The 21,039-nt window shown below is 69.5% G+C and carries 38 protein-coding genes and 1 pseudogene; 37 read left to right on the forward strand and 2 right to left on the reverse strand.

Going from position 1 to position 21,039, the window contains the following annotated elements; translation table 11 throughout:
* Window positions 1–629: 629 nt before the first annotated feature.
* The 8 genes and pseudogenes from ACFYWM_RS34970 to ACFYWM_RS35005 all read left to right on the forward strand — a co-directional run.
* Window positions 630–905: pseudogene (locus ACFYWM_RS34970) on the forward strand (DNA translocase FtsK); the annotation flags it as partial.
* Window positions 905–1,195 (forward strand): hypothetical protein, encoded by a 291-nt coding sequence (locus ACFYWM_RS34975; protein WP_389922862.1) that lies wholly within the window; start codon window positions 905–907, stop codon window positions 1,193–1,195. The pseudogene ACFYWM_RS34970 and the gene ACFYWM_RS34975, both read left to right, overlap by 1 nt.
* Window positions 1,188–1,409 carry a hypothetical protein gene (locus ACFYWM_RS34980; RefSeq protein ID WP_389922865.1) on the forward strand — a complete coding sequence of 74 codons (222 nt, stop codon included), beginning with the start codon at window positions 1,188–1,190 and terminating at the stop codon, window positions 1,407–1,409. The genes ACFYWM_RS34975 and ACFYWM_RS34980 overlap by 8 nt, the downstream gene beginning before the upstream one ends.
* A complete protein-coding gene (locus ACFYWM_RS34985) occupies window positions 1,402–1,647 on the forward strand; it encodes a DUF6354 family protein (protein WP_389922868.1) in 246 nt (81 codons plus the stop codon). Before ACFYWM_RS34980 ends, ACFYWM_RS34985 begins: the two co-directional genes overlap by 8 nt.
* A complete protein-coding gene (locus ACFYWM_RS34990; protein WP_389922871.1) occupies window positions 1,640–1,825 on the forward strand; it encodes a hypothetical protein in 186 nt (61 codons plus the stop codon). Before ACFYWM_RS34985 ends, ACFYWM_RS34990 begins: the two co-directional genes overlap by 8 nt.
* Window positions 1,818–2,048 carry a hypothetical protein gene (locus tag ACFYWM_RS34995; protein WP_389922875.1) on the forward strand — a complete coding sequence of 77 codons (231 nt, stop codon included), beginning with the start codon at window positions 1,818–1,820 and terminating at the stop codon, window positions 2,046–2,048. The genes ACFYWM_RS34990 and ACFYWM_RS34995 overlap by 8 nt, the downstream gene beginning before the upstream one ends.
* Window positions 2,041–2,733 (forward strand): SLOG family protein, encoded by a 693-nt coding sequence (locus ACFYWM_RS35000; protein WP_389923206.1) that lies wholly within the window; start codon window positions 2,041–2,043, stop codon window positions 2,731–2,733. Before ACFYWM_RS34995 ends, ACFYWM_RS35000 begins: the two co-directional genes overlap by 8 nt.
* Before the next feature lie 180 nt (window positions 2,734–2,913).
* On the forward strand, window positions 2,914–3,105 hold the full coding sequence (locus ACFYWM_RS35005; RefSeq protein WP_389922878.1) for a hypothetical protein: 192 nt from the start codon (window positions 2,914–2,916) through the stop codon (window positions 3,103–3,105).
* 14 nt (window positions 3,106–3,119) lie between these two features.
* On the opposite strand, the gene ACFYWM_RS35010 is transcribed toward ACFYWM_RS35005, so the two are convergent.
* The gene (locus tag ACFYWM_RS35010; protein ID WP_389922880.1) at window positions 3,120–3,596 is read right to left on the reverse strand and encodes a hypothetical protein; all 477 of its coding nucleotides are present in this window, start codon (window positions 3,594–3,596) and stop codon (window positions 3,120–3,122) included.
* A 206-nt stretch (window positions 3,597–3,802) separates the two neighbouring features.
* Here ACFYWM_RS35010 and ACFYWM_RS35015 point away from each other — a divergent pair, with 206 nt between their 5' ends.
* The 18 genes from ACFYWM_RS35015 to ACFYWM_RS35100 all read left to right on the forward strand — a co-directional run bounded on the left by ACFYWM_RS35015 (window position 3,803) and on the right by ACFYWM_RS35100 (window position 12,782).
* Window positions 3,803–5,188: an AAA family ATPase gene (locus ACFYWM_RS35015; protein ID WP_389922883.1), complete on the forward strand. Its 1,386-nt coding sequence runs from the start codon at window positions 3,803–3,805 to the stop codon at window positions 5,186–5,188.
* A 315-nt stretch (window positions 5,189–5,503) separates the two neighbouring features.
* Window positions 5,504–5,767, forward strand: coding sequence for a hypothetical protein (locus ACFYWM_RS35020; protein WP_389922886.1), 264 nt, complete (start codon window positions 5,504–5,506; stop codon window positions 5,765–5,767).
* The gene (locus tag ACFYWM_RS35025; protein WP_389922888.1) at window positions 5,764–6,336 is read left to right on the forward strand and encodes a hypothetical protein; all 573 of its coding nucleotides are present in this window, start codon (window positions 5,764–5,766) and stop codon (window positions 6,334–6,336) included. The genes ACFYWM_RS35020 and ACFYWM_RS35025 overlap by 4 nt, the downstream gene beginning before the upstream one ends.
* Entirely contained in the window at window positions 6,333–6,866 is a 534-nt protein-coding gene (locus ACFYWM_RS35030; protein WP_389922890.1) for an HNH endonuclease, read from the forward strand. The genes ACFYWM_RS35025 and ACFYWM_RS35030 overlap by 4 nt, the downstream gene beginning before the upstream one ends.
* The gene (locus ACFYWM_RS35035; RefSeq protein ID WP_389922893.1) at window positions 6,863–7,090 is read left to right on the forward strand and encodes a hypothetical protein; all 228 of its coding nucleotides are present in this window, start codon (window positions 6,863–6,865) and stop codon (window positions 7,088–7,090) included. The genes ACFYWM_RS35030 and ACFYWM_RS35035 overlap by 4 nt, the downstream gene beginning before the upstream one ends.
* Window positions 7,087–7,482, forward strand: a complete 396-nt coding sequence (locus ACFYWM_RS35040) for a hypothetical protein (protein ID WP_389922896.1) — start codon at window positions 7,087–7,089, stop codon at window positions 7,480–7,482. Before ACFYWM_RS35035 ends, ACFYWM_RS35040 begins: the two co-directional genes overlap by 4 nt.
* Complete coding sequence (locus tag ACFYWM_RS35045; protein WP_389922899.1) at window positions 7,479–8,000, forward strand: hypothetical protein; 522 nt, start codon at window positions 7,479–7,481, stop codon at window positions 7,998–8,000. Before ACFYWM_RS35040 ends, ACFYWM_RS35045 begins: the two co-directional genes overlap by 4 nt.
* Window positions 8,001–8,062: 62 nt before the next feature.
* Window positions 8,063–8,728 (forward strand): hypothetical protein, encoded by a 666-nt coding sequence (locus ACFYWM_RS35050; RefSeq protein ID WP_389922902.1) that lies wholly within the window; start codon window positions 8,063–8,065, stop codon window positions 8,726–8,728.
* Complete coding sequence (locus ACFYWM_RS35055) at window positions 8,725–9,288, forward strand: hypothetical protein (RefSeq protein ID WP_389922905.1); 564 nt, start codon at window positions 8,725–8,727, stop codon at window positions 9,286–9,288. Before ACFYWM_RS35050 ends, ACFYWM_RS35055 begins: the two co-directional genes overlap by 4 nt.
* Window positions 9,281–9,562, forward strand: coding sequence for a hypothetical protein (locus ACFYWM_RS35060; protein WP_389922908.1), 282 nt, complete (start codon window positions 9,281–9,283; stop codon window positions 9,560–9,562). The genes ACFYWM_RS35055 and ACFYWM_RS35060 overlap by 8 nt, the downstream gene beginning before the upstream one ends.
* Complete coding sequence (locus ACFYWM_RS35065) at window positions 9,555–9,968, forward strand: helix-turn-helix transcriptional regulator (RefSeq protein ID WP_389922911.1); 414 nt, start codon at window positions 9,555–9,557, stop codon at window positions 9,966–9,968. The genes ACFYWM_RS35060 and ACFYWM_RS35065 overlap by 8 nt, the downstream gene beginning before the upstream one ends.
* Window positions 9,969–10,205: 237 nt before the next feature.
* Window positions 10,206–10,583 (forward strand): hypothetical protein, encoded by a 378-nt coding sequence (locus tag ACFYWM_RS35070; protein ID WP_389922913.1) that lies wholly within the window; start codon window positions 10,206–10,208, stop codon window positions 10,581–10,583.
* Window position 10,584: 1 nt separating this feature from the next.
* Entirely contained in the window at window positions 10,585–10,845 is a 261-nt protein-coding gene (locus ACFYWM_RS35075) for a hypothetical protein (protein ID WP_389922916.1), read from the forward strand.
* Window positions 10,845–11,144 (forward strand): hypothetical protein, encoded by a 300-nt coding sequence (locus ACFYWM_RS35080; protein WP_389922918.1) that lies wholly within the window; start codon window positions 10,845–10,847, stop codon window positions 11,142–11,144. Before ACFYWM_RS35075 ends, ACFYWM_RS35080 begins: the two co-directional genes overlap by 1 nt.
* Window positions 11,137–11,331 carry a hypothetical protein gene (locus ACFYWM_RS35085; RefSeq protein ID WP_389922921.1) on the forward strand — a complete coding sequence of 65 codons (195 nt, stop codon included), beginning with the start codon at window positions 11,137–11,139 and terminating at the stop codon, window positions 11,329–11,331. Before ACFYWM_RS35080 ends, ACFYWM_RS35085 begins: the two co-directional genes overlap by 8 nt.
* On the forward strand, window positions 11,324–11,695 hold the full coding sequence (locus ACFYWM_RS35090; RefSeq protein ID WP_389922924.1) for a hypothetical protein: 372 nt from the start codon (window positions 11,324–11,326) through the stop codon (window positions 11,693–11,695). The genes ACFYWM_RS35085 and ACFYWM_RS35090 overlap by 8 nt, the downstream gene beginning before the upstream one ends.
* A 179-nt stretch (window positions 11,696–11,874) precedes the next feature.
* On the forward strand, window positions 11,875–12,600 hold the full coding sequence (locus ACFYWM_RS35095; RefSeq protein WP_389922927.1) for a hypothetical protein: 726 nt from the start codon (window positions 11,875–11,877) through the stop codon (window positions 12,598–12,600).
* A gap of 23 nt (window positions 12,601–12,623) precedes the next feature.
* The gene (locus ACFYWM_RS35100; protein ID WP_389922930.1) at window positions 12,624–12,782 is read left to right on the forward strand and encodes a hypothetical protein; all 159 of its coding nucleotides are present in this window, start codon (window positions 12,624–12,626) and stop codon (window positions 12,780–12,782) included.
* A gap of 50 nt (window positions 12,783–12,832) precedes the next feature.
* Here the strand turns inward: ACFYWM_RS35100 and ACFYWM_RS35105 are convergent, their stop codons facing one another.
* Window positions 12,833–13,162, reverse strand: coding sequence for a hypothetical protein (locus tag ACFYWM_RS35105; protein ID WP_389922933.1), 330 nt, complete (start codon window positions 13,160–13,162; stop codon window positions 12,833–12,835).
* A 92-nt stretch (window positions 13,163–13,254) separates the two neighbouring features.
* On the opposite strand from ACFYWM_RS35105, the gene ACFYWM_RS35110 reads away from it, so the two are divergent.
* The 11 genes from ACFYWM_RS35110 to ACFYWM_RS35160 all read left to right on the forward strand — a co-directional run bounded on the left by ACFYWM_RS35110 (window position 13,255) and on the right by ACFYWM_RS35160 (window position 21,025).
* Window positions 13,255–13,548, forward strand: coding sequence for a hypothetical protein (locus tag ACFYWM_RS35110; protein ID WP_389922936.1), 294 nt, complete (start codon window positions 13,255–13,257; stop codon window positions 13,546–13,548).
* 210 nt (window positions 13,549–13,758) lie between these two features.
* Window positions 13,759–13,968, forward strand: a complete 210-nt coding sequence (locus tag ACFYWM_RS35115; RefSeq protein WP_389922939.1) for a hypothetical protein — start codon at window positions 13,759–13,761, stop codon at window positions 13,966–13,968.
* A gap of 16 nt (window positions 13,969–13,984) precedes the next feature.
* Window positions 13,985–14,242: a hypothetical protein gene (locus ACFYWM_RS35120; protein ID WP_389922942.1), complete on the forward strand. Its 258-nt coding sequence runs from the start codon at window positions 13,985–13,987 to the stop codon at window positions 14,240–14,242.
* Between the two features lie 27 nt (window positions 14,243–14,269).
* A complete protein-coding gene (locus ACFYWM_RS35125; RefSeq protein WP_389922945.1) occupies window positions 14,270–14,569 on the forward strand; it encodes a hypothetical protein in 300 nt (99 codons plus the stop codon).
* 69 nt (window positions 14,570–14,638) lie between these two features.
* Complete coding sequence (locus tag ACFYWM_RS35130) at window positions 14,639–15,097, forward strand: hypothetical protein (protein WP_389922948.1); 459 nt, start codon at window positions 14,639–14,641, stop codon at window positions 15,095–15,097.
* Between the two features lie 27 nt (window positions 15,098–15,124).
* A complete protein-coding gene (locus ACFYWM_RS35135) occupies window positions 15,125–17,056 on the forward strand; it encodes a hypothetical protein (protein ID WP_389922951.1) in 1,932 nt (643 codons plus the stop codon).
* A 16-nt stretch (window positions 17,057–17,072) separates the two neighbouring features.
* On the forward strand, window positions 17,073–17,375 hold the full coding sequence (locus ACFYWM_RS35140) for a hypothetical protein (protein WP_389922954.1): 303 nt from the start codon (window positions 17,073–17,075) through the stop codon (window positions 17,373–17,375).
* Window positions 17,376–17,395: 20 nt separating this feature from the next.
* The gene (locus tag ACFYWM_RS35145) at window positions 17,396–17,647 is read left to right on the forward strand and encodes a hypothetical protein (RefSeq protein ID WP_389922957.1); all 252 of its coding nucleotides are present in this window, start codon (window positions 17,396–17,398) and stop codon (window positions 17,645–17,647) included.
* A gap of 17 nt (window positions 17,648–17,664) precedes the next feature.
* Window positions 17,665–17,823, forward strand: coding sequence for a hypothetical protein (locus tag ACFYWM_RS35150; protein ID WP_389922959.1), 159 nt, complete (start codon window positions 17,665–17,667; stop codon window positions 17,821–17,823).
* Window positions 17,824–17,844: 21 nt separating this feature from the next.
* Window positions 17,845–19,335 (forward strand): phage terminase large subunit, encoded by a 1,491-nt coding sequence (gene terL, locus ACFYWM_RS35155; RefSeq protein WP_389922962.1) that lies wholly within the window; start codon window positions 17,845–17,847, stop codon window positions 19,333–19,335.
* A gap of 10 nt (window positions 19,336–19,345) precedes the next feature.
* Window positions 19,346–21,025: a hypothetical protein gene (locus ACFYWM_RS35160; protein ID WP_389922965.1), complete on the forward strand. Its 1,680-nt coding sequence runs from the start codon at window positions 19,346–19,348 to the stop codon at window positions 21,023–21,025.
* The last annotated feature ends 14 nt before the right edge of the window (window positions 21,026–21,039 follow it).

Raw genomic sequence — 21,039 nt, forward strand, 5'->3', positions numbered from 1 at the left:
TCCGCCACAGCGCCGCCTACGCGGTCGCCACCGACCGGTACACCATGGCCGCCAGCCGGCACGAGCTCGACGACACCGCAGACGACGCCGCGGTGGCGATCGGCAGAGACGACATCGTCGGCATGCTCAAGCTGTTCAAGCACACGAAGAAGCTGAACCCGCAGCTGAAGATCCTCATCGACAAGGTGCCGGTGCCCGCCAGTCCCCGCGGCGACACCATCGACTCCCTCGGCCTCACCATCACAGCGGAGGACGGCACCCGGCTCGTCCTCCACGGACGCGGCCACGGCCCGCTCAGGAACTGGCGCCGCCTGCTACGGCCCGTGGTGGAGCGCGCGCTCACCCCCGCGTCACCGCTCCTCGGCCTCACCCCCACCTACCTCAGCAGGTGGGCCAAGGCCACCCAGCCCGGCGAAGTCCTCACCGTCCACGTCGGACCCGAACCCACCGACCCGATCCTCATCCAGGTGGAGCACCGGGTCATCGGCGTCCTCATGCCCGTCGGACACCTCGACGCCGGGGAAGCCGTCGCAGGCAGCCCGTGGCCGGATGAGCTCGCCGACGACGACGGAGGCGCCGAGCCGGAGGAGACGCTGTTCCGCAGCCCGGCCGCCGACTCGCCCGCCGCCGGGGACGACACCGAGTTGCTGGCCCAGGCCGCCGAGCTCATCATCACCGCCCAGTTCGGCTCCACCTCCTTCCTGCAACGCAAAGCCCGGGTCGGGTTCGCCAAGGCCGGACAGTTCATGGACCAGCTGGAGCAGCGCGGCGTCGTCGGGCCCAGCGACGGCTCGAAGGCGCGCGAGGTGCTCCTCAGCCCCGGCCAACTGCAGCAGGTGCTCGCCGACATCCGCGGCACCACCGCCAGCCAGACGCTCGACGACGTCGGGGCGGCGGCCAGCTGATGAGCACCGACCTCGCCTCCCGCCTCCGCGCGGCGCTCGACCTGCTGGAAACCGGGTCGCTCGCCAACATCGCCATCGCCAACACCCAGCTCCGCCAGGTGCTCGCCGACGTCGAAGCCGCCGAGCCCGAGCTGGCCGCCCCGCTGCAGCTGCGCCCCGGCAACCACAGCGCACGCAACCTCTACGCGAAGCGGACCGACGGCCAGGACGAACTCATCGCCGTCGCCCTCACACCCGGCTACGCCGCCACCATCATCGCCGCCGTCAACCAGGAGGTGCCCGGTGCTTAACCCCGCCATCGCCTGGCTCGAAGCGCAAGCCGACGCCTACCACGCAGCCCACCAAGACCCCGCCCTCCGCGGGGCGCTGCCGCCCGTCCCCGCCTACCTCGCACAGCCCGGCGTCGACGACATCCCGCCCCGCGTCGACGACCCCGACGAACTCCGCGCCCGCATCGACGAAGCCCGCGCCGCCACCAGGGAGGGGATGGCCAGCCATGGCTGACGCCCCTGCCGTCCGCCCCCACCAGGTGTGGGCCGACAACGACCCCCGCTCCGCCGGACGCCGAATCCGCGTGCTCGAAACCGACGACACCCACGCCACCGTCGTCCAAGTCGACATCCGCGGACTCCCCGACAGCCGCACCCGCCAACGCCACACCCGCATCCGGCTCGACCGGTTCCGGCCCACCAGCACCGGCTACCGGCTCCTCACCGACGTGCCGGAGGCGAGCCGTGACTAACGACTTCCCCCACGGCACCGTCCGCGGCTACCGGCGCCACCTCAAAGAGAAAACCGTCACCTGCGACGACTGCCTCGCCGCACGCCGAACCGACCGCGCCGCCAAGGAACGCGCCCGCGAAGCCGCAGGCAAACCACCGCGGCAACGCAGGACGACCAGGGATGCCCGCGATGCCTGAACCCACCACGCCCTGCCGAGCCCAAATCTGGGCCGGACGCACCAACACCCGCCGCCGCTTCCTCATCACCACCGTCCTCCCCAACGGACACATCCGCGGCATGGACTACCTCGAAGGCGACAGCGCCACCCGCACCACCACCCTCACCCCCGACGGACTCCACACCCTCTATGAGCTTCTCGAAGACGTCCCTGAACACCTCCGGGCGGCCAGCCATGTCTAACCCGCCGATCACCAGCCCGGCCGCCGTGCGGCGGCCGGGCCCGTCCCGCCTCTACGGGCCCTGCGCAGCCGGAACCGGGCCATGCGGAGCCACACCCTCGAGGCCGTACGCCTGCGGGCCGCGGTGCGCCCAACACCAGCCCGAACCCCAAGGCGCAGAACGATCCGGAACCGTCCGGAACGAAACAGGCCCCGCCCCCTACCGGATCCTCGTCACCGGATCCCGCGAAGGCGTCCCCAGCGCCGCCGTATGGGACTACCTCGACGAAGCAATCAGCCAGGCGCGCCAGGCCGGCCACACAACGATCACCGTCGTCCACGGCGACGCCGACGGCGCAGACACCCACGCCGCCGAATACTGCGAAGACCAAGCCGGCTGGTACGACAACACAGGAATCGCCCTCCACGTCGAACCCCACCGCCCCAACTGGGCCACCTGCTCCACACCGAAATGCACCCCCGCGCACCGGCGCACCCGAAACAACGGAACCACCTTCTGCCCGGCCGCCGCCCTCCACCGCGACGCACACATGGTCGCCCTCGGCGCCCACCACTGCCTCGCCTTCATCGCCCCCTGCGTGAAACCCGCGTGCCGCCGGCCACAACCTCACGGCTCACACGGGGCCAGCTACACCGCCGACCTCGCCGAGAAGGCGGGCATCCCCGTCAGGCGGTGGCCCGAATGAGCGCCCAACTTGCGGTCACCAGTCGATTCCTAAACCATCGCCCCGACCTGCGGTTCCGCGCCCCACACCCACCCCCAGCAGCCTCCCGCGACACCACCACAGCGCGCCGCCGCAGCCCAGCAGACGCTACAGAAACCGACTGGGTACAAAAGCGTCAGCCCGCACGCCCGGAGCAGCCCAATGCGGACCTCCACCTGCAGCACCTGCGCCCGCCCCGCCACCCTCATCATCACCGGCCGCAGGCCACGCCTGACTTTGTACACCGCGCTGACATGCGACAGGTGCGCGGCCAAGCACCGGGCGAGGGCGGCCAAAGCCGGGCCCGTGACGGAAGAGACGTACGGGGAGACCGTGCAGGACGGGCTGTTCTGAGGTGCGGCGGCGCGTCAGCCGCCAACCGCCCGCTTCCCAGGGATCTTGGGAACCCACACCTTCACGCCGCCGGCAGCCTGGACCTTCGCCGCAAGCTTCTTGACACGCATCCCCGCCGTCCTGGAGGAAACCCCCAGGAATTCGCCGAGTTCAGCGTCCGACAAGCCGTCAGCGGCCAGAGAGAGAAGCTGCAGCTCCAGGGACGAAAGAGCCTCGTCCTTGTCGACGGAAAGAGCCATCTGTGCTGGCGAGTGATTGAACTCGGCCAGCGCTCGACGCAGCTCCGACCTCAAGCCTGCGGCGCCGGCCGAGGGATCGGACTCCTCGGTTCCCGGCCGGGCCGGCAGTACCGCGTCGGGTTCGCCTACGTACCAGCGGATGAACTCGCGGATGGTCTCAGCACGGTTGCGCTTACCTGCGAGCTGGCCGAACGTCTCCCACAGCTCCTCCTCCACCCGGATCGGGTGGTGCGGCGTGTGGGTGTCTTTCATGGCGGCAATCGTATCCCTTGTACGTACAGGGCATACCGTCGCAACGTTGCTGTGTGTATCCATGATAGATATGCTCGTGGATACACACGCAGAGATCAATCCCTCCACTGGACAGGGTTTCACCGGCCGCCGCGGCCCCTATTTCGCATGCCCGAGCGAAGACCGGCCCCGCCCCGACCCTGACCACCAACCAGCGCAAGAGCACCATGGGGGACCGGTTGACTACCGAGCCAGAACCGATCTGGGACCTGGAAGCCGAGAAGGCTGTCCTCGGCGCCTGCATGACCGTGCCCTACATCGTCGGGTACATCCGCGCAGTCCTCCCCGAGCCCGTCGCCTTCCTACGGCCCGGCCACCAGATCATCTACACCGCGATCCTCGACCTCTACGACTCTGACGCCCCCACAGACACCATCGCGGTCAAGAACCACCTCCAGCGAGCCAAGACCCTCGGCCAGGTCGGCGGCCCGCTCTACCTGCACGACCTCATGCAAGGCGCCCTCGGCGTCGGCGACCCCGCCTACCACGCCGGTATCGTCCTGCGGCACTACCGCAACCGGGTCGGCGCCGCCGAAGCCGACCGCATCTCCGTCCGCCTGCGCACCGCCGACCCCGACGACGGCCCCGAACTGCTGCGCGAACTCGCCGAACGGCTCATCAAAACCGCCGACACCATCACCGTCGGCCGCCCGCAGCGGCACATCGTCGACCTGGACGAGTTCCTCAACGCGCCCGAAGAGGAATACGACTGGCTCATCCCCGGCCTGCTGGAGCGCGGCGACCGGCTCATGCTCACCGGCCCCGAAGGCGGCGGCAAGTCCACACTGTGGCGGCAGATCGCCATCCAGGCCGCGTCCGGCATCCACCCCTTCACCGGCGAGACGATTCCGCCGCTGCGCGTCCTCTACCTGGACCTGGAGAACTCCGAGCGCCAGTCGCGCCGCAAGCTCCGACCCTTGCGCATCCAGGCCCGTGACGCCTACCAGAGTGGCCAGCTCACCATCGAAGTGCGCCCGGCCGGCCTGGACCTGCTCACTGCCGAGGACAACGCCTGGCTGGACGACCTGGTTGCTGAAGCCCGCCCGGACCTGCTGCTGACCGGCCCCCTGTACCGGATGGCGTCCGGCGACCCCATAGAGGAGAAGCACGCCCGCTCCGTCTCCCAAGCCCTGGACCGCATCAGGAACCGCGGCTGCGCCGTCCTCATTGAAACCCACTGCCCGCACGGCACCGGCGGGCAGAAGCGCCCTGAGCGGCCGTACGGGGCGTCGCTGTGGCTGCGCTGGCCCGAGTTCGGGCTGTTCCTTGCCGACGACGGCGCCGTCCGCCACTGGCGGGGCGCCCGCGATGAGCGTTCTTTCCCCACCTTGTTGAAGCGCGGAGGTGAATGGCCGTGGACCGCTGTAACGGACAAGAAATTGCTTCAGTGGGCGCAGATAAAAGAATGTCGAATGCAATTCTTGGAGCCTATGACGATGCGGGACGTGGAGGAGGCGACGGGAATTCCGAAGTCCACGGTGGCTCGAATTCTGTCCGATCACCGGGTCGAGTGGGATGCGTTGAACGGCATGTCCGTGGAGCGTGTCGGATGACGAAAACCGCCTCTGACCTGCTGGGACAAGATCTGAGGGTACCCCAGGTGGGTACTGGCCTGCGGAAATGCAAGATCGCTAATTCTGTCCCAGCTGTCCCAAGATCCTGTCCCACTTTTGAAACCACGCATGACCTGCGTAAACGCCGTTGGGACAGCGTTTGGGACAAGAAATCTGTCCCACACCCCCTCTGACCTGCATGTCCCTGTGTCCCCCTCTATGAGGCGACGGCCGGTTGGGACAGGCCGTCCGTCGCCGGGGGGTATCCGCCCCGGGACAACCCCACGACCACACCCCCACAGAAAGGATCAGCGAATGGTCACCCACGAATGGAACCCCGAAATCGGAGAGAAAATCGGACCCGCCTGGCGGGCCGTCACCGCCAACCTCCGCGACCGCGAGTGGGGCAGCTGGGAAGTTCAGGTAGCAATAGCAGCGCGGGCAGGCGGAATTCTTCGCCAGACCGCCTGCGGACTGATCCGCGACGCCGTTCGTCACGGCTACCTCGAGGCCCGGCCCGCCGTCTGTAAGAGCGGCAAGAAGTACCAGCAGGTCCGGCTCGCCGAGCGTGACGCATGACCATCAAGGCCATCCCGACCCACTACGCCGGCTGCTGGTTCAGGTCCAGATTGGAAGCCCGGTACGCCGTTTTCTTCAACCACCTCAACATCCGATGGGAATACGAACCCGAGGGCTACGAACTCGCCAACGGCCGATACCTCCCCGACTTCCGCCTCCACGGCCTCGGCGGCGACCCCCAAGGCGGCTCACTGTGGTTCGAGGTCAAGCCCGACATCGATAACCGCGAAGACAACCGCTGGCAAGAACTCGCCACCGCCACCGGCACACCCCTCATCACCGCCTTCGGCATGCCGCGCGCCGACCAGGACTCCGTGTACGGCAGCACCTCACGCAACGGGTGGATGGAGATCTACGGCCCCGACGGCGAATGGGACCACTTACGCGCCTTCGCGGCCTGCTGTCGCTGCGACCGGATCGGCATCACCTACGAGGGCCGATGCGCGCGGATCTGCGGACATGAGGGTCTGTACGACCAGCGCAGCTACCTGGGTGCGAACGTGCCGCAGATCACCGCCGCCTACACCGCGGCCCACTCGGCGCGCTTCGAGCACGGCGAGACGCCATGACCACCCGTCTCAAGAGCGCCGTCTCCGACGCCAACCGCGCCGACGTCCTCACCGCGGAATCGTGCCGCTACTGCGGAGACCTCCTCGGCCCCTTCGAGGTCGACCACATCCGCCCCCTCTCCCGGGGCGGAGACAACCACCGCGACAACCTGGGCAGCGCCTGCGTCTCCTGCAACACGCAGAAGTCGAACCTGCTGCTTCACGAATGGCAGCAGTGGCGCACCGCCAACGGCATGACGTGGCCACCCATCGCCAGCCACCCCACCCAGCCCGCCCACTACCTCAGCGGCTGCCAGCCCTGCATGCTGCGCGTCTCCGCGCTCCCCGACGGGCCCGAGGTCAGGGAGCTGATGCGTCAGATCCGGGTCACACCGCACACCCTCGACGCGGATGACGGCCGGTACGTGGCCCACTACACCTGCCCCACCTGCCTGACCTCCTGGCGGTGCGGCTACGCGGTCACGGCCCACTACTACTCCGACTGCCCGTGCGCCTACTGCGTCGCCTGCCGGCTGGAGGCCGCCGCATGACAGCCAACCCCGCCATCGCCACCCGCGCCCAAGCGCTCGCCGACGCAGCGCCCGGCGGCAGCCTGGACCGCCGCGCCGCGGGCTGCGTGGTGGTCGCCTACTCGACGACGAAGACGCCGGAGCACGCCCGCCGAGTGCTCGACGGCTTGGACGAAGACCTGCGGGCCGAATGCCACACCCTCGCCGACACGATCGCCGCCCAGCTTCAGGAAGAAGGATCATGAACGCCCCGACCGCCACTGAGCAGTTCCCCGACATCTCCGACCGCGTAGCACGCGGCGCCGCCCTCCTCGACCTTCGCGCTCCCGGCTGGGCGGCCCGCGTTGATCCCGACACCCTGGACCTGGAGGACTGCTGGCACTGCGTCATCGGCCAGCTCTATCGACCCGAGCAGACGGTCTTCAAGGAGCCCTTCGAGATCGGCGCCATCGACCTGTTCGGGCTCGACGCCTACGGGTTCGACGACAACGCGCCGATCCTGGTCGAGCACGGTTTCTCCGCCCCCCGACGTGACTCGATGGCTGAGTTCGCGGCGCTGACCAGCGAATGGCGAAGCGTCGTCACCGCCCGCCGAGTCGACCCGCACCGCATCGAGCAGCACGCGGACCCCTCATGACCCGCACTCTCGCCCCCGCCGAGCAGGACACCCTGTGGGACCTCGCGCCCGCGCCTGCCGTCCCCGCCCAGGCGCCGCCCCCGCTCAAGAAGCCGAACCGCTTCCACACGCTCGGCCTGCCCGCCCCGTTGCGCGGCGTCTGCAACCCCCGCTGCTTGGTGTGCGGCCGGGACGAGGACGACGGCCTGTGCTCGCCGTGCTCCGTCGTCTGCAGCCCCGGGGGCGGCGTCGTCGAGGTGTGTCTCATCACCCGGTGGGCAACCGCCCGCCCCGTCGGCGACCGGCTCGTCACCGTGGTCTGCCCGTGGTGCGACCGCACCCACTGGCACAGCAGCACCTCCCGAGAGCCGGTGCGGAGCGGGCAGTGCGGGCGACCTTACGTCCTCCGTACGCCGCAGAAGGGGCTACATCGCACACAGAGCGGCGAACAGGGTCCACCGGCAGTCCAGAGCGCCCCCCGTGCCGCACAGCCCTCACAGGCCACTACAGCCCCGCAAGCCCTGGGCGGTGCGGCGTGACCGGCGGCCCCGTGCGCCAGCCGGACCCCACACGCCCGGGCCGTTGGTGCCCCGAGCACGGCATGCAGGAGTGTGCGAAGAAACGCAAGGGCGGCGCCGTCTGCCACGGTGCGGCGATCACCGGTTTGGACGCGTGCCGCATGCACGCCGGCCAGCGGGCCGACGTGGCGAAGGCGAAGGGCGAAGCCCTGTCGGCCTGGTCCGCGCTGCACGGCGAGCCGACCGTCAGTGCGACGGAGGCGGTGCTCGGCATGCTGCAGATGTCGTGGGCGCGGGTGCACTTGTACGCCGGGTTGCTGCGGAGGCAGGTGGAGGAGGCGCAGGACGCCGGGCCGGGCGCGGGGACTGCGGAGCCGGGGGAGGGCGTCGGCCATGGCGCCGGCCTGATTGGTGTCACCCGGGGCGCGGTGAAGGACATCGGCATCTACGCCACAGGGGAGGCGGTCCGCGGGCTCGCCGCCCTCGAGGCGCAGGAGCGCGACCGGTGTGTGCGCTTCGCCAAGGTGTGCCATGACATGGGGATCGCTGAGCAGCAGGTGCGTCTTGCGGAGCAGCAGGGGTTGATGCTCGCCGACGTCATCCGGGGTACGGCGGACGGGCTGCTGTCCGCCGTCCTCGGGGTGCTGCTCAGTGGTGGGGATGCGGAGCAGGTGCGGCGGGCGTGGCCGGGCTGGTTGGAGCGGATTGTGCCCGCCCAGATTGAGGCGGTCGCCGGAGGTGAGCGGTGATCCGGGAGCCGCGTACCGCCGTGTTCCTCCGCCACGCAGCGTCCGCTGAGCAGGCCGCGTACAGCGCCCCGGATCGGGGCGCGTCGCTCCTCGGCGTCATCGCGAAGACGTGCCGGGCCGCCGCCGATGTGTACGCCTCCGACCCGACGTTGGACGGGTGTCCGGCGGGGCGGGAACGCGATCTGGACCTGGTTGAGGAGTTGTGCCGGCAGATCCGGTCGCTGATCCGCTCCGCTGTCTCCGGCCGGGGTGCTGCCCGGTGGCCGGTGGAGGACCGGTGGGTGGAGGCTGAGGCGTTGACGGGGCGTCTGCCGGTCATCCTGGGCCGGGCCCGGGCGGTGGCCCGAACGGACCACGACACGCCTGACGGGTCCCGGGAGATTTCCCGCCTGTGGCTGGCCGCCGCGTCCACCCAGATCCGCGCCGCGGGCGAGCAGTTGCAGGCCGCGATCCGCCGGGCCGGCCGCCTGCCGCACCCGGCGCCGGAGGTGGCCGAGCTGGCGGACCTCGCCGAGCGAGTCATCGAGCACGCCGACAAGCTGGAGGCCGACCGTGGCTGACTCCGTGTACATCGCCGAAGTGATCTGGTTCAGCGACAACCCCGTGGACGGGCGCAACCGCATCGCCGTATGCCGCGACCTCGACGCGGCCCTGAACATCCTCCGTGGCCACGACATTCACGGCGGCGACCTGGTGGCCACGGAGACCACCAGCGCCCTCGGCACCAAGGGCGCGCGTACCTGGGCGGTTCACGAGCGCGGCGAAGAGCCCAGCGACGAGGGCTGGCTGTGGATCACCGAAGAGCCAGTGATCGAGGAGCTGAACCGTGGCTGAAACCCTGACCCCGCTGATGCTGGTGGCGACGCTCGGCCGCAACGTCCGGGCACTCCGCGCGGCCCGAGGCTTATCGCAGGAGGATCTCGCCGCCACGGTCAACCTGACCCGGTCGTCGATCGCGAACCTGGAGGCGGGCCGGCAGAACATCACCGTCGCCGCCCTGGCCCGCGTCGCTGCGGCGTTGAAGGTGGAGCCGCCCGTCCTGCTCGCCGTCGAGGTTGAGGGTGAGCCGGCGACACCCTTGCTGGCCCGGTTGGCGTCTGCTGAGTGGGATGTGCGGCGCGCGGAGGTGCGGGCGGCGGAGGCGGAAGCTCGGGCTGCAGAGGCGCACGCGCAGATGCTTCACGAGCGGGCTGGCCGGGTGCGTGCAGAGATGGCGCTCGCTGTGGGAGCCGCCCCGTGATCACCCGCCACATCCCGCCGTGCGGCGCCCCGGAGTGCTTGCCGTGTTGGTGGGACGCCCTCGACGAAGAGGCTGCGAACGTGCGGCGCCGAGCAGGCCGAGGAAGCGCCGCGAGGCGCTTCTGGCGTCGTGTCACCCGCTGGCGGGCGCCGGACACCAGGCCCCGCTTCGAACCCGTGGACCCGCCGCCGGACGTTCTCGCCGCCGCGTCCACCCCACCCGATGAGGAGAAGCCCGATGCCTGACACCGCCTGCCCGGACGCGGCCCGGCACACCGTGCACCCGACCGGCTACATCTCTCACAGCCTATGGGCTGAGCAGATGCTCCTCACCCACACCCAACGCTCATGCCCCGGCTGCGGGTGGCCGGAGATCTGGGAGCCGAACACCGGCGACCTGGCCGCGCCCGCCCTGGTCGACGACGCCTGCTCAGGGTGCGGCACCTACTACCCGCCCGGCACGCCGATCCGTACGGACGGGGCTGGCGGGTGGATGGCCGCCTGCTGTCCGGCGGAGGTTGAAGCGGTTGCCCCAGTCGCGCGTGCACTCCGTGGAGTTCACGCCGGACAGGACGCCGCCCGCATCGCCCGCACCGCCTACCCGAAGGAGACCTGACGTGCCTGAGATTCCTGATGCCGCCATGCGCGCAGCCGCCGCTGCGATCAAGGGGGAGGACTTCATGGCGGCGTACACGGTGCTCGCCCGCGTTGCGTTGGAGGCTGCCGCCCCGGTGATCGCTGAGCACATCGCTGCTGAGATCGAACGTGTCGTCGCCAGCGGCGACCACCCGCGCCCCCGGTACGAGCGGGGCGGGTTCCTCAACGACGCGAACTGGGCCGCCCAAGTCGTCCGCGACACCTACCCGAAGGAGACCTGATGGCCGAGCCCACCAAAACCGTCCACCGCCACGTCGTGCCCGTAGACGACAAGACGCACTGGATCCCGTTGACAGGCAACCCGCTCGCTGTCGCCGCAGCCCGGATGTGGGGTGATCTCGTCGTCGAGTTCTGGGTCGAACACCACGGCGAGTTCGCGATTCCCCGCGCTTTCCAGGTGTTCGGCACCGGCCACCCCGTCCCGGCGTCGGCGAAGTGGTTCGGCACCACCGCCCGCCTGGACGGCATGGTCTGGCACCTGTTCGAGGTCTACGGCGCCAAGGAGACCGGCGATGCCTGACCTTGACCCCGTGCTGAGGAAGCTGGCCGCCCTGGCGGACGCCGACCCGTACGAACGCGTCTCCGTGTGGCGGCAGATCCTCGACGGGGTGCGGCATGAAGGGGGCGAAGCCGGCTACACGGCGGGCCAGCGGGACAGGGATCTCTCCGAGCAGATCGCCCAGTTGGAGGCGAAGGGCGATGGGTGACGACCTCCGCCAGCGCCTCGCCGCCGCGCTCATCGCCCGCATCAAGGCCAGCGCCGTCCCCGACCCGTACGGCTTTTCCGGTATGGCGCAGATCGTCGGGGCGACAGAGTTTGATCTCGCCGACGTCGTGCTCGCGATCCGCGACGAGGAGATGGCCGGGCTCCGCCAGCAGGTCGAGCAGGCGCGTGCGGACGAGCGGGCCCGGATTGTCGCCGACCTGTACGCCGAGGGGGAGCGGGAGCGGGAACGGCTGCGCGAGGCGTACGGGCTCGGCCCGGACGACGATCCGTGCCACGTCAGCGCGGCAATCAACAACGCGATCACCGTGTGGGCGTTCGCCGCCCGCCACGTCGAAGGCCCGTAATCTCAGGGCGCCGCGACCATCTGCAACGGCCCCGACTTTCCGCCCCCGTCGCGCGCCGCTGTGAGCGTTTCTCCGCCCGCCCCTGACAGCAGGAAGCGGCTCCCCGCCCCAAGCAGAAAGCCGCCCCAGCCCCACCAGGCTCACAAGCCTCCCCGTAAGCGTACGACCAGGGAGGCAACATGTACGACACCACCCGCTGGTGTGCAGGACCCTGCATGAACGGCGCCCGCCGCAAAGTCCGCCAGTACGAGGAGGCGAAAACCGTCTACCTCGCCGCCCTGGCCGCATGGCACACCCCGCTCCTCTACCCCGCTCGCCCGGAGTCGCCGCGCTTCCAGCCGGTCTACGGTGAGCCGGTGTACGACCCCGCCTGCATCTACGCCCTCAAAGCGAAGATGTCGAAGCTGGACGGCGCCGCCTGCGTCTACGCCCAACAAGCCGACGGCCACCGCGCCCAAAAGCAGGGGGGGCGCGTCTCCGGCAGCAACACCAGGGCCAGCCTCTCCCCGACGGTGGAAGACCTCGACGAGTTCGACGGCTGGCTCCGCGACTGGCGCGCCACCTACCTCCGCATCGACACCCAAGCCCGCCAAGGCGGCCTCGCCGACTCCATCAGCATCGGCTGCGCCTGGCTCGTCGCGCGGTCGGAACGCATCCTCCGCCACCCCGACCTTGCCCTGGGCTTTGGCCAGGAAATCAACCGCTGGCACGCGCTCCTCGTCACCCACGACCCGTCCGATGTGGTTGTCCACCGCAAAGACCTTCGCTGCGACTGGTGCCGCGGGCAGACGTTGGAGTGGCGGCCTGGTGACGACAGCGTCCGCTGCCGCCGACCCAACTGCGGGCGTGTCCTCCGCCTCGACGAATACAACGAGCAGGTCGACGACCAGGTCAAAGCCTCCTGACCGTCTGGGAGAATGGAGGGGACATGCAAACCTCCCCTCCGCCCCTCAGCGCGCCCCGGCCCGCCGTCTTTTTCCCGCGCGCCGGCGGCGTCGACATCGTGCCCAGCACGCTGCCCATCCACGTTTCCGACGCCGACAGGCTGCTCACCGTCGCCGAGTTCTTCGGCCTCAACGAGTCGTAACACGCGAAAAACCCCCGCCTGCCGAAGGCGGGGGCCAGTGCGCGTGACGTTCAGGCGGCGGCGCGGAGGGCGACCGCCTCCTGGAACAGCAGGGCGGCGGTCTCGGTGTGACCATCACCGAGGACGGCGACCGCGAGGCGGGCGGCGCGGTCAGCCTTGGCGAGACGGTCAGCCTTCGCGGCGTCGGCCAGGTCGGCGATGAGCTGGTTGGGGCGGGCAACTTCGGCGAGGATGACGGCGTCGGCGATGTTCTGCTTGGCCTGGCGGTGGAAGGCGGCGGTGAATGCGGTGACGGCGCGGGCCTTGCTGGTGCAGGTGGTGGTGCGGGTGCGGGTGCCGAGGAGGGTGCGGGCGGTGAAGCGGATGGCGTAGGTGGTCATGTCGTCCTTCAGGTTTCGGCGCTTCGTTTCGATACTCAGTATCGTAGTTGGTTGAACTTGAGTTCCGCAACTCTGTTTCGTATCCTCTTTTCATGAGCACCCTCGACGACCTCGACCAAGCCGACAACGAATGGACCGCCGCCGAAGAAACCGCCGCCAACCGCAAGTCCGCCCTCTTCAACGCCTTCGCAGCCGCCGTACGCGACGGACACACCCCCGACGACATCGCCGCCCACCTCAAAGCGCGCAAGACTCCCGAACAGATCGAGGCCGGCTACACCTTCAGTGCCGCCTACATCCGCCGCAAAGTGCGCGAGATCGGCGTCCCTGCCCTACCCCCAGGCCCGCAGCCGCGTACTGGCGGTCGACCGCGCAAGACCGCGTAGAGCGGCGATCCTTACTGGCCCGAGAGGAGCGCGAGAATCGGCGCCGAACCCGCTGTGATCGCCTCCGGCTGGACAAGCCGGTGAACTGGGGTTTAACCTCATCCCGCAGACGGAAGACTTGTGCCCCGGCAGCGCTTCGAGCGCCCGGGGCTTTCGCATGTCTGGGGGCCCATGCCTGCGACTCTCACTGGCCCTGACGGCGAGGAGTACGTGACCCGCCAGCAGGCCGCCGCCATCAAAGGCGTCACTGCCAAGACGATCGACCGGTGGGTGCGCGTCGGCTACCTCGCCCCCATCCCCGGCAGCCAGCCTGGTCTGCGCCTCTTCAAGCTCGACGACGTCGACGACGCCGAAACCCGCGCTTACGAAGCCGCCCTCGCCACCTCCGGCAGCGACAAACGCGTAACCCGCGCCGCCTGACACCCGGGAGGCCCGGATGCGGTTGACCGTCGAGCAGTACGAAGCGGACGCCCGGCTCCGGGCCGCCATTCAGGAGTTCGTCGCCGCGTTCGGCCTCGCCCCGGATCATGAGTTGATCTCCGACTACGTCGTCTCCGGCGTCGCCGTCTCCATGAACCCCGACCGGGCCGGCGAAACCCAGATGTTCACCGCGCTGCCCGGCGGCAGCCTGCCCCACTACAAGATCCTCGGCCTGCTCGCCCAGACGCGGAGCTTCTACGAACGCGACATCTGATTTCCCCCTTGCTGTGAGGAGGTCGCTGTGGCTCTCACCCCTACCTCCTGGGATCCGGCGTGCGGCTTGACGTACGCGGAGTGGCTGCGCGATAAGAGCGTCCAGGCCCGCCCGGACGGTTGGACGCACGCGACCCACGACCAGAAGCGCGTGTACCGCAGCGACAAGGACGGCCGCCTCGTCGAGGTCAAGACGGATCAGCTCGGCAACGACACGATCCGCCACGGCGCCGACCAGCAGTCGGTCCGCATCCGGTCCGTGGAGACCGTCCACGCCACCATCCCCGCCAGCGAGGCTCCCGCGTTCCTGCCGGGGCCTGCCGCCTGACCCGCTCCGCCTGACCCTGCTCACCATTTTGAGGCCGCGCGGCCTCTCGCTCTCACAGAGGAGGCCGCGGTGGCTGACGTCGTCGCGAACATTGCCAAAGGCCGGATCGCCTACTACGCGGGGCTACCGGCCACGAACGATGCCCTGATCGTCGTTCTGCTCAAGTCGTCCGGGCTGGAGGCTGACGGGACCATCGTTGACCACGACACCCTGTCGGCTCTCCTGGCCGCCGCGAACGACGAGGCGGACGCCACGAACTACACCCGCAAGACGCTCTCGTCGGTGACGGTGACGGTGGACGACACGAACAACCGGGTCGACATCGACGCTGATGACCTCGTCTACACGAACCTCGGCGGTGCCTCCAACAACACGCTTGCGAAGCTCGTCGTCTGCTACGACCCGGACACCACTGGCGGGGATGACACCACGGTCATCCCGCTGACGTTCCACGACATCACGCTCACCACGGACGGCACCACCGTGACCGTGACCGTCCCGTCCGGCGGATTCGCCCGCGCCTCGTAACACTCCTCCCCGCAGGAGGGCGACCGCGTGGCTATCTCCTACGTCTCCGGTGCGACCGCTGGCGCCAACACCGCCACCCTGAATGTCGCCTGGCCTGCCGGGGGTTCCGCTCCGGCTTCGGGCGATGTGGCGATCATCTTCTGGTCCTCCTCCAGCGGCAACACCGTCACTGACCCCGCCGGGTGGACCCTCGAAGGTAGCCAGAACAGCGCCCAGGGCTCCCTGAGGTTCCGCGTCCTGTCCAAGGTGTGCACCGGCTCCGAGTCCGGCAACACCGGCTTGGTCATGAACGGCACGAACCGCCAGTCCGCGGTTCTGGTCATCTACCGGGGTTGCGCCTCCTCGGGCTACGTCAACGCGATCACGTTCCGGCAGGAAACCTCGACCGCGGTCACCTCGCACGCCCACCCTGCGGTCACCCCCACGTCGGCTGGCTGTGTGATCCTGTCGGCTCTCGGGGAACGCCAGTCGACCGGGTCGACGAACATCACCCCGCCCACCGGGTATACCGAACGCGGCGACACCGGATCAGCGGCGACCGGGTCTGGCGGCACCATTACCGAGGTCGCCGACGATGGTCTCGCTACCACGAACACCTCTGGCTCCCCGGTCACTCCGCCGAACTCGGTGGGTTCAGTCGCCTCATCCGGTGTAGTCACCGCGTCTGTCGCACTACTGGCCGCGTCCGGCGGCGGTGGAACCACCGTCAACCTCGCCCAGGCCGTCGAGGCGGACACGGCGCGAGCGCTGACTGTCTCCAAGACCATGGCGATCGGTCGGGCAGCGGAGACCGACACCGCGGCCACGCTCACCGTCACCAAAACCCAGATCCTGGGCTTGGGCCGCGCCAGCGAAGCTGACACCGCCCGCCCGCTCACCGTCACCAAGACCCTCACCCTGAGTCGGGCCGGCGAAACCGACACGGCTTCCGCCCTGGCCACTGGCCAGGTCATTGCGCTGGGCCGCGCCACCGAAACCAGCACCGCCCAGGCGCTGACCACAACCAAGACGTTGGCCGTCGGCCGCGCCTCGGAGGTCAACACCGCGGGAACGGTCACGCCAGCCAAGGCGCTGACGGCCAGTCGTGCGGGTGAGACAGACGAAGCACGACCGCTCACCGTCAGCAAGTCGTTGCCGATCGGCCGGGCGAGCGAGACAGACGAGGCGCGACCGCTCACCGCAGGCAAGGCTCTAACGGTCGGCCGCGCGACTGAGGCAGACGAGGCGTCAGCGCTCACCCTCGCCAAGACGATCACCCTCGGCCGCACTGAAGAGGCAGACACTGCTTCCGCGGTCACCGTGGGCGCCCCCTCCACCCTCGGACGGGCATCAGAAACCAACACCGCCCGCCCGCTGACCATCTCCAAAACGCTCACGCTGGGCCGAGCTGGTGAGACCGACACAGCGTCTACTGTCGCGGTCGGCCAGGTCATCAACCTCGGCCGCGCCGGCGAAACCAGCACCAGCAGGGCGCTGACCGTCTCCAAGGCGTTCACGCCCACCCAGGCCACGGAGACCAACTCCGCCCGCACCCTGGGCATCTCCAAGACCGTCGCTCTGGGCAGGGCTACGGAGACCACCACCGCCCAACCGCTCACTGCGGCCAAGACGGTCTCCTTCGGCCGGGTCACAGGTATTGACTCCGCCCGGCTGGTGACGCTTTCCAAGAGCATCACTCCGGGACGCACTGTAGAGGCCGACACCGCGCGAACGTTCACCCTTGAGACCTCTCAGGGCATCACGCTCACCCGCGCCTCAGAGGCCACTACGGCCCGCCCGCTGACCCTCGCTAAGACCATCGCCCTCGGCAGGGCTGGAGAGGCCGACACGGCACGCCCGGTGTCCGCTGCGGGCGAGAGCTCCACGGGCGACCTGATGATCCGCGTCACCTCTTCCCGCCGGGCCTGGTCTGCGACCACGTCCCGTCGCCCTTGGTCTGCCCGTACCGGCCGCCACTGACCAGATGGGGGTGGGTGTGGAGCAGTATCCGCGTGAAACCGTCGAATACGTGTACATCGTGGTGGACGTCAACGTCGAGGTGGACGGTCTTCCCGTGGTCGCTCAGGTCCGGCCGTACGGTGTCCGCCCCGCCGCTGACGCGTGGGGGGCGGCAGCGTGGGGTGAGGACGCTGACGGCAACACCGCCATCCTGATCCTCATCGGGCCGGGGACGCCGTGGGATTTCAGCACCTCACCAGGGACGTTCATCCCTTGGGCGAAGGTGACTGCCACCCCAGAGATCCCCCTCCTCGAAGGCGACCCGATCCAGATCACCTGAACGTCCGGGAGCGAGGTGCCGTGAAGCTGTTCCGCCTCCGAGGGCGCCAGCCCTCCGCAAGCCTCTTCGAGGCCCCCCAGAAGTTCGTCGTCCTCTCCGGCGGCGGCCCGATATTTGTGCCGCTCACCGCCCGGCAGGCCCTGACGGATTCCCTCATGCGAGACGAAACGCTCGCCGCCGAGCCCGACCACGTCGAAACCCTGGTGAAGGGCATCCTGCTCGACCTCAACGAAGCGGGGCTGACCATCGTCGCGAGCGGCGACGTCGAATGAGCCGCGACTCTGTGAAGATGTCCGTCACCGCGCTCCTCGGGACCAACAGCGACGAGCAGTACGGCGAGCACCGCCGCCTGTACGAGCGCCTCGTCGGGCGGGTCACCGAGGTCGTCAGCGACCCGGAGTTCGAGCCCATTGCCCCCTTCGTGCAGGGGACTGGCCTGTCGCGATGACCTGACGGCGGGGGTGAGCTGGTGGCCGTTGACCTCGCCTTCGCTCACGCCGCCCGCATGTTCCAGCAGCCCAAGCGGCGTTGGGCGACCCCCGGCGATCTCGCCCAGGAGCTCGACCACAAGACCGTTCAGACCGCTGCGCTCGACCTCATCGACGACGAGCTGGTGCGGCTGTTCGATACCCCCGATGGGCGCCTCATCCTGAGCTGCCCACCCCAGGAGGGGAAAAGCAGCCGGGTCGCTGAGATCTTCCCGGTGTGGGCGCTGGTACGAAACCCGGACCTGCGGATCATCGTCGCCTCGTACGGCATGGCGCTGGCCCGCCGCAACGGCCGGGCGGTCCGCAACAAGATCCTCACCCACGAGGACGTCTTGGGGCTGAGGCTCCGCGACGACCTCGCCGCCCAGCACGAATGGCAGCTTGCCGGCCACCTCGGAGGCGTCTACGCAGCCGGTATCGGATCCGCACTGACCGGCCGCCCCTCCGATCTGACGATCATCGACGACCCGATCAAGGACCGGTCCGAAGCCGACTCGGCCACCTACCGGCAGAACGTGTGGGACTGGTGGACCGACGTCGCCTCCACCCGGCTCGCCCCCGGCGCCCCCGTCGTGCTGATCCTCACGCGCTGGCACCAGGACGACCTCGCCGGGCGGCTCCTCGCGGCCGAGGACGGTCACCTGTGGCGGGTCGTGAACATCCCCGCACAAGCCGACCACGACCCGGCCAAGGGGGAGACGGACCCGCTCGGCCGGGAACCCGGCGAGTTCATGCTCTCCGCCCGAGGCCGGACCCGCGCGCAGTGGGAAGCCATCAAGATCCGCTCCGGATCCCGCACTTGGGCGAGCCTCTACCAGGGCCGCCCCTCGCCCGCCAGCGGTGACATCTTCCTGCGCGAGTGGTGGCGGGAGTACAGCTCACCCCGCTGGGTTGTCCGGCCGGATGGCGCGCACATCGCGCCCGGCGCCGACGAGGTCTGCATGAGCTGGGACATGGCGTTCAAGGACACCGCCGCCAGCGACTACGTGGTCGGCCAGGTGTGGGCCCGCTACGGGCTGGAGCTGTTCCTCCTCGACCAGGTGCACGAGCGGCTGTCGTTCGTGGAAACGTGCCGGTCGCTGCGCCAGATGGCCGCAAAATGGCCGCAGGCGACGCTGAAGCTGGTCGAGGACAAGGCGAACGGCACGGCGGTGATCAACAGCCTCCGCAGGCAGGTGTCCGGCCTCATCCCCGTCGAACCTGACGGATCCAAGGAGGCGCGAGCCCGCGCGGTCACCCCGTTCGTCGAAGCCGGATCCATCTGGTTGCCCGCCCCCGAGATCGCCCCCTGGGTTGGCGAGTTCATCGACGAGCACGCCGGATTCCCGAACGCCAGCCACGACGACCAGGTCGACGCCTGCACCCAAGCGATCAACCGGATGCTGCTCGCCCCGATCCTCGCCGGCACCCTCATCCTCGACGCATCCGACCTGGACGACGAAGTCGACGCCTACGCGATCAGCGACTACTGAGGAGGCGACCATGAGCGTGCTCGACGCCCTCCGCGAATCGGTCGGCCTGCCGATCGCCCAGACCTGGTACCGGGTCACCGGGCAAGCCGAGCTGGCCGAGGTGATCCGGCAGGAACGCGCCGAAAACGAGCACCTCCGCGAAAGCGTCAGCGACCTGCAGAACCGGCTGCTGGACCCCCACTGGCGCCGCATGACCACCCTGGCCGACGAAGAGTTCACCAGGGATGGCTTGAGGCAAATGACGCTGGTGTGCCGGGTCATGGCGTTGAAGAACCCGTTGATCCGCCGTGGTCTCGGCCTGCGTGTCGCCTACGTGTGGGGCCAGGGCGTCAACATCACGGCCCGCGCGCCCGAGGTCGACGACGTGATCCAGAAGTTCCTCGCCGACCCCAGCAACCGGCGCAGCTTCTCCGGCGACCAGGCCCACGAGACGCTGGAAAGGTCGCTGGGCACCGACGGCAACGTCTTCTTGGCGCTGTTCACCAACCCGCGCACCGGCCGCGTCCAGGTGCGGCAGCTGCCGTGGGACGAGATCAGCGACATCCTCGCCAACAGCGAGGACGGCTCGGAGCCGCGCTTCTACCGGCGCGACTACTGGGCGGACCGCATTGATCCGATCCTCGGCGCCCGCATCCAGGAGCGGAAGACCACGTTCTATCCGGCGCTCGGCTACCGGCCCGCCCATCGCCCGCGCACCATGCGGGACCTGGACGGCGCGGTCGGCGACATCATGTGGGACGCCCCCGTCTACCACGTGCAGGTCGGCGGCCACGCCCACTGGCGATTCGGCATCCCCGACGCCTACGCCGCCCTGGACTGGGCCAACGCCTACCGCGAGTTCCTCACGGACTGGGCTCGGCTCGTCAAGAGCCTGAGCCGGTTCGCGTGGAAACTCACCTCCCGCGGCAGCAGGCAGGCCGCTGCCAAGGCCCGCATGGCCGCCGGGCCCGCGACGGACCGGCTCACCGGCGACGCTCAGCACGCCGGCGCGACCGCGGTCATGACGCCCGACATGGCCCTGGAGGCGGTGCCCAAGTCCGGCGCCACCATCGACAGCGAGTCGGGCCGGCCGATCGCCGCCATGGCCGCCAGCGCCATGGACGTCCCAGTCACGATGCTCCTCGGCGACCCGGGCGTCACCGGCGCCCGCGCCACCGCCGAAACGCTGGACACGCCGACCGAGCGCACCATGGAGCTGCGCCGCGGAGTGTGGGGGGAGGCGCAGCGCGCCATCCTCGCCCACGTCCTCCTCGAAGCGGTCCGCGCCCCCGAGGGCCCGCTGTATGGGCGTGGCACGATCACCCACGACGCCTACGACAACCGCGAGACTCTGGAACTCGCCGACGATCTCGACGCCACCATCGACATCTCCTGGCCTGACATCGACGACATCGACGTCGGCGCACTGATCGATGCGATCGTCGCCGCGGACGGCGCGCAGGTGGTGCCCCGCCTGGTCATCGCCCGCATGATCTTGGAGACGTTCAAGGTCAAGGACGTCGACAGCATCCTCGCGAAGATCACCGACGAGAACGGGAACTTCGCCGCCGAAACCCCCGGCGTCGGTCAAGCCGCCGCCGACCAGTTCCGCGCTGGCCAAGACCCCGCCGCCGCGTTCGGAGGCCAGCCCGCCCCCGCCGAAGAGCCGCTCCCCGTCGAACCGGAGCTTGAACCGGTCGGAGCCGTGTAACCCCGGGGGAGGAA

Origin of the sequence: Streptosporangium sp. NPDC002721 (assembly GCF_042888905.1) — a bacterium.
In the GTDB taxonomy this organism is placed as follows: Bacteria; Actinomycetota; Actinomycetes; order Streptosporangiales; family Streptosporangiaceae; genus Streptosporangium.

What these genes read in the sequence shown, in the direction of transcription:
- ACFYWM_RS35000 (WP_389923206.1), top strand. Translation starts at nt 2,041, where the DNA reads ATGTCTAACCCGCCGATCACCAGCCCGGCCGCCGTGCGGCGGCCGGGC.
- ACFYWM_RS35080 (WP_389922918.1), top strand. Translation starts at nt 10,845, where the DNA reads ATGGCCGAGCCCACCAAAACCGTCCACCGCCACGTCGTGCCCGTAGAC.
- ACFYWM_RS35035 (WP_389922893.1), top strand. Translation starts at nt 6,863, where the DNA reads ATGACAGCCAACCCCGCCATCGCCACCCGCGCCCAAGCGCTCGCCGAC.
- ACFYWM_RS35005 (WP_389922878.1), top strand. Translation starts at nt 2,914, where the DNA reads ATGCGGACCTCCACCTGCAGCACCTGCGCCCGCCCCGCCACCCTCATC.
- ACFYWM_RS35045 (WP_389922899.1), top strand. Translation starts at nt 7,479, where the DNA reads ATGACCCGCACTCTCGCCCCCGCCGAGCAGGACACCCTGTGGGACCTC.
- ACFYWM_RS35090 (WP_389922924.1), top strand. Translation starts at nt 11,324, where the DNA reads ATGGGTGACGACCTCCGCCAGCGCCTCGCCGCCGCGCTCATCGCCCGC.
- ACFYWM_RS35105 (WP_389922933.1), bottom strand. Translation starts at nt 13,162, where the DNA reads ATGACCACCTACGCCATCCGCTTCACCGCCCGCACCCTCCTCGGCACC.
- ACFYWM_RS35020 (WP_389922886.1), top strand. Translation starts at nt 5,504, where the DNA reads ATGGTCACCCACGAATGGAACCCCGAAATCGGAGAGAAAATCGGACCC.
- ACFYWM_RS35085 (WP_389922921.1), top strand. Translation starts at nt 11,137, where the DNA reads ATGCCTGACCTTGACCCCGTGCTGAGGAAGCTGGCCGCCCTGGCGGAC.
- ACFYWM_RS35050 (WP_389922902.1), top strand. Translation starts at nt 8,063, where the DNA reads ATGCAGGAGTGTGCGAAGAAACGCAAGGGCGGCGCCGTCTGCCACGGT.
- ACFYWM_RS35160 (WP_389922965.1), top strand. Translation starts at nt 19,346, where the DNA reads ATGAGCGTGCTCGACGCCCTCCGCGAATCGGTCGGCCTGCCGATCGCC.
- ACFYWM_RS35150 (WP_389922959.1), top strand. Translation starts at nt 17,665, where the DNA reads ATGTCCGTCACCGCGCTCCTCGGGACCAACAGCGACGAGCAGTACGGC.
- ACFYWM_RS34975 (WP_389922862.1), top strand. Translation starts at nt 905, where the DNA reads ATGAGCACCGACCTCGCCTCCCGCCTCCGCGCGGCGCTCGACCTGCTG.
- ACFYWM_RS35025 (WP_389922888.1), top strand. Translation starts at nt 5,764, where the DNA reads ATGACCATCAAGGCCATCCCGACCCACTACGCCGGCTGCTGGTTCAGG.
- ACFYWM_RS35100 (WP_389922930.1), top strand. Translation starts at nt 12,624, where the DNA reads ATGCAAACCTCCCCTCCGCCCCTCAGCGCGCCCCGGCCCGCCGTCTTT.
- ACFYWM_RS35040 (WP_389922896.1), top strand. Translation starts at nt 7,087, where the DNA reads ATGAACGCCCCGACCGCCACTGAGCAGTTCCCCGACATCTCCGACCGC.
- ACFYWM_RS35120 (WP_389922942.1), top strand. Translation starts at nt 13,985, where the DNA reads ATGCGGTTGACCGTCGAGCAGTACGAAGCGGACGCCCGGCTCCGGGCC.
- ACFYWM_RS34995 (WP_389922875.1), top strand. Translation starts at nt 1,818, where the DNA reads ATGCCTGAACCCACCACGCCCTGCCGAGCCCAAATCTGGGCCGGACGC.
- ACFYWM_RS35070 (WP_389922913.1), top strand. Translation starts at nt 10,206, where the DNA reads ATGCCTGACACCGCCTGCCCGGACGCGGCCCGGCACACCGTGCACCCG.
- ACFYWM_RS35030 (WP_389922890.1), top strand. Translation starts at nt 6,333, where the DNA reads ATGACCACCCGTCTCAAGAGCGCCGTCTCCGACGCCAACCGCGCCGAC.
- ACFYWM_RS35095 (WP_389922927.1), top strand. Translation starts at nt 11,875, where the DNA reads ATGTACGACACCACCCGCTGGTGTGCAGGACCCTGCATGAACGGCGCC.
- ACFYWM_RS34985 (WP_389922868.1), top strand. Translation starts at nt 1,402, where the DNA reads ATGGCTGACGCCCCTGCCGTCCGCCCCCACCAGGTGTGGGCCGACAAC.
- ACFYWM_RS35110 (WP_389922936.1), top strand. Translation starts at nt 13,255, where the DNA reads ATGAGCACCCTCGACGACCTCGACCAAGCCGACAACGAATGGACCGCC.
- ACFYWM_RS35010 (WP_389922880.1), bottom strand. Translation starts at nt 3,596, where the DNA reads ATGAAAGACACCCACACGCCGCACCACCCGATCCGGGTGGAGGAGGAG.
- ACFYWM_RS35015 (WP_389922883.1), top strand. Translation starts at nt 3,803, where the DNA reads ATGGGGGACCGGTTGACTACCGAGCCAGAACCGATCTGGGACCTGGAA.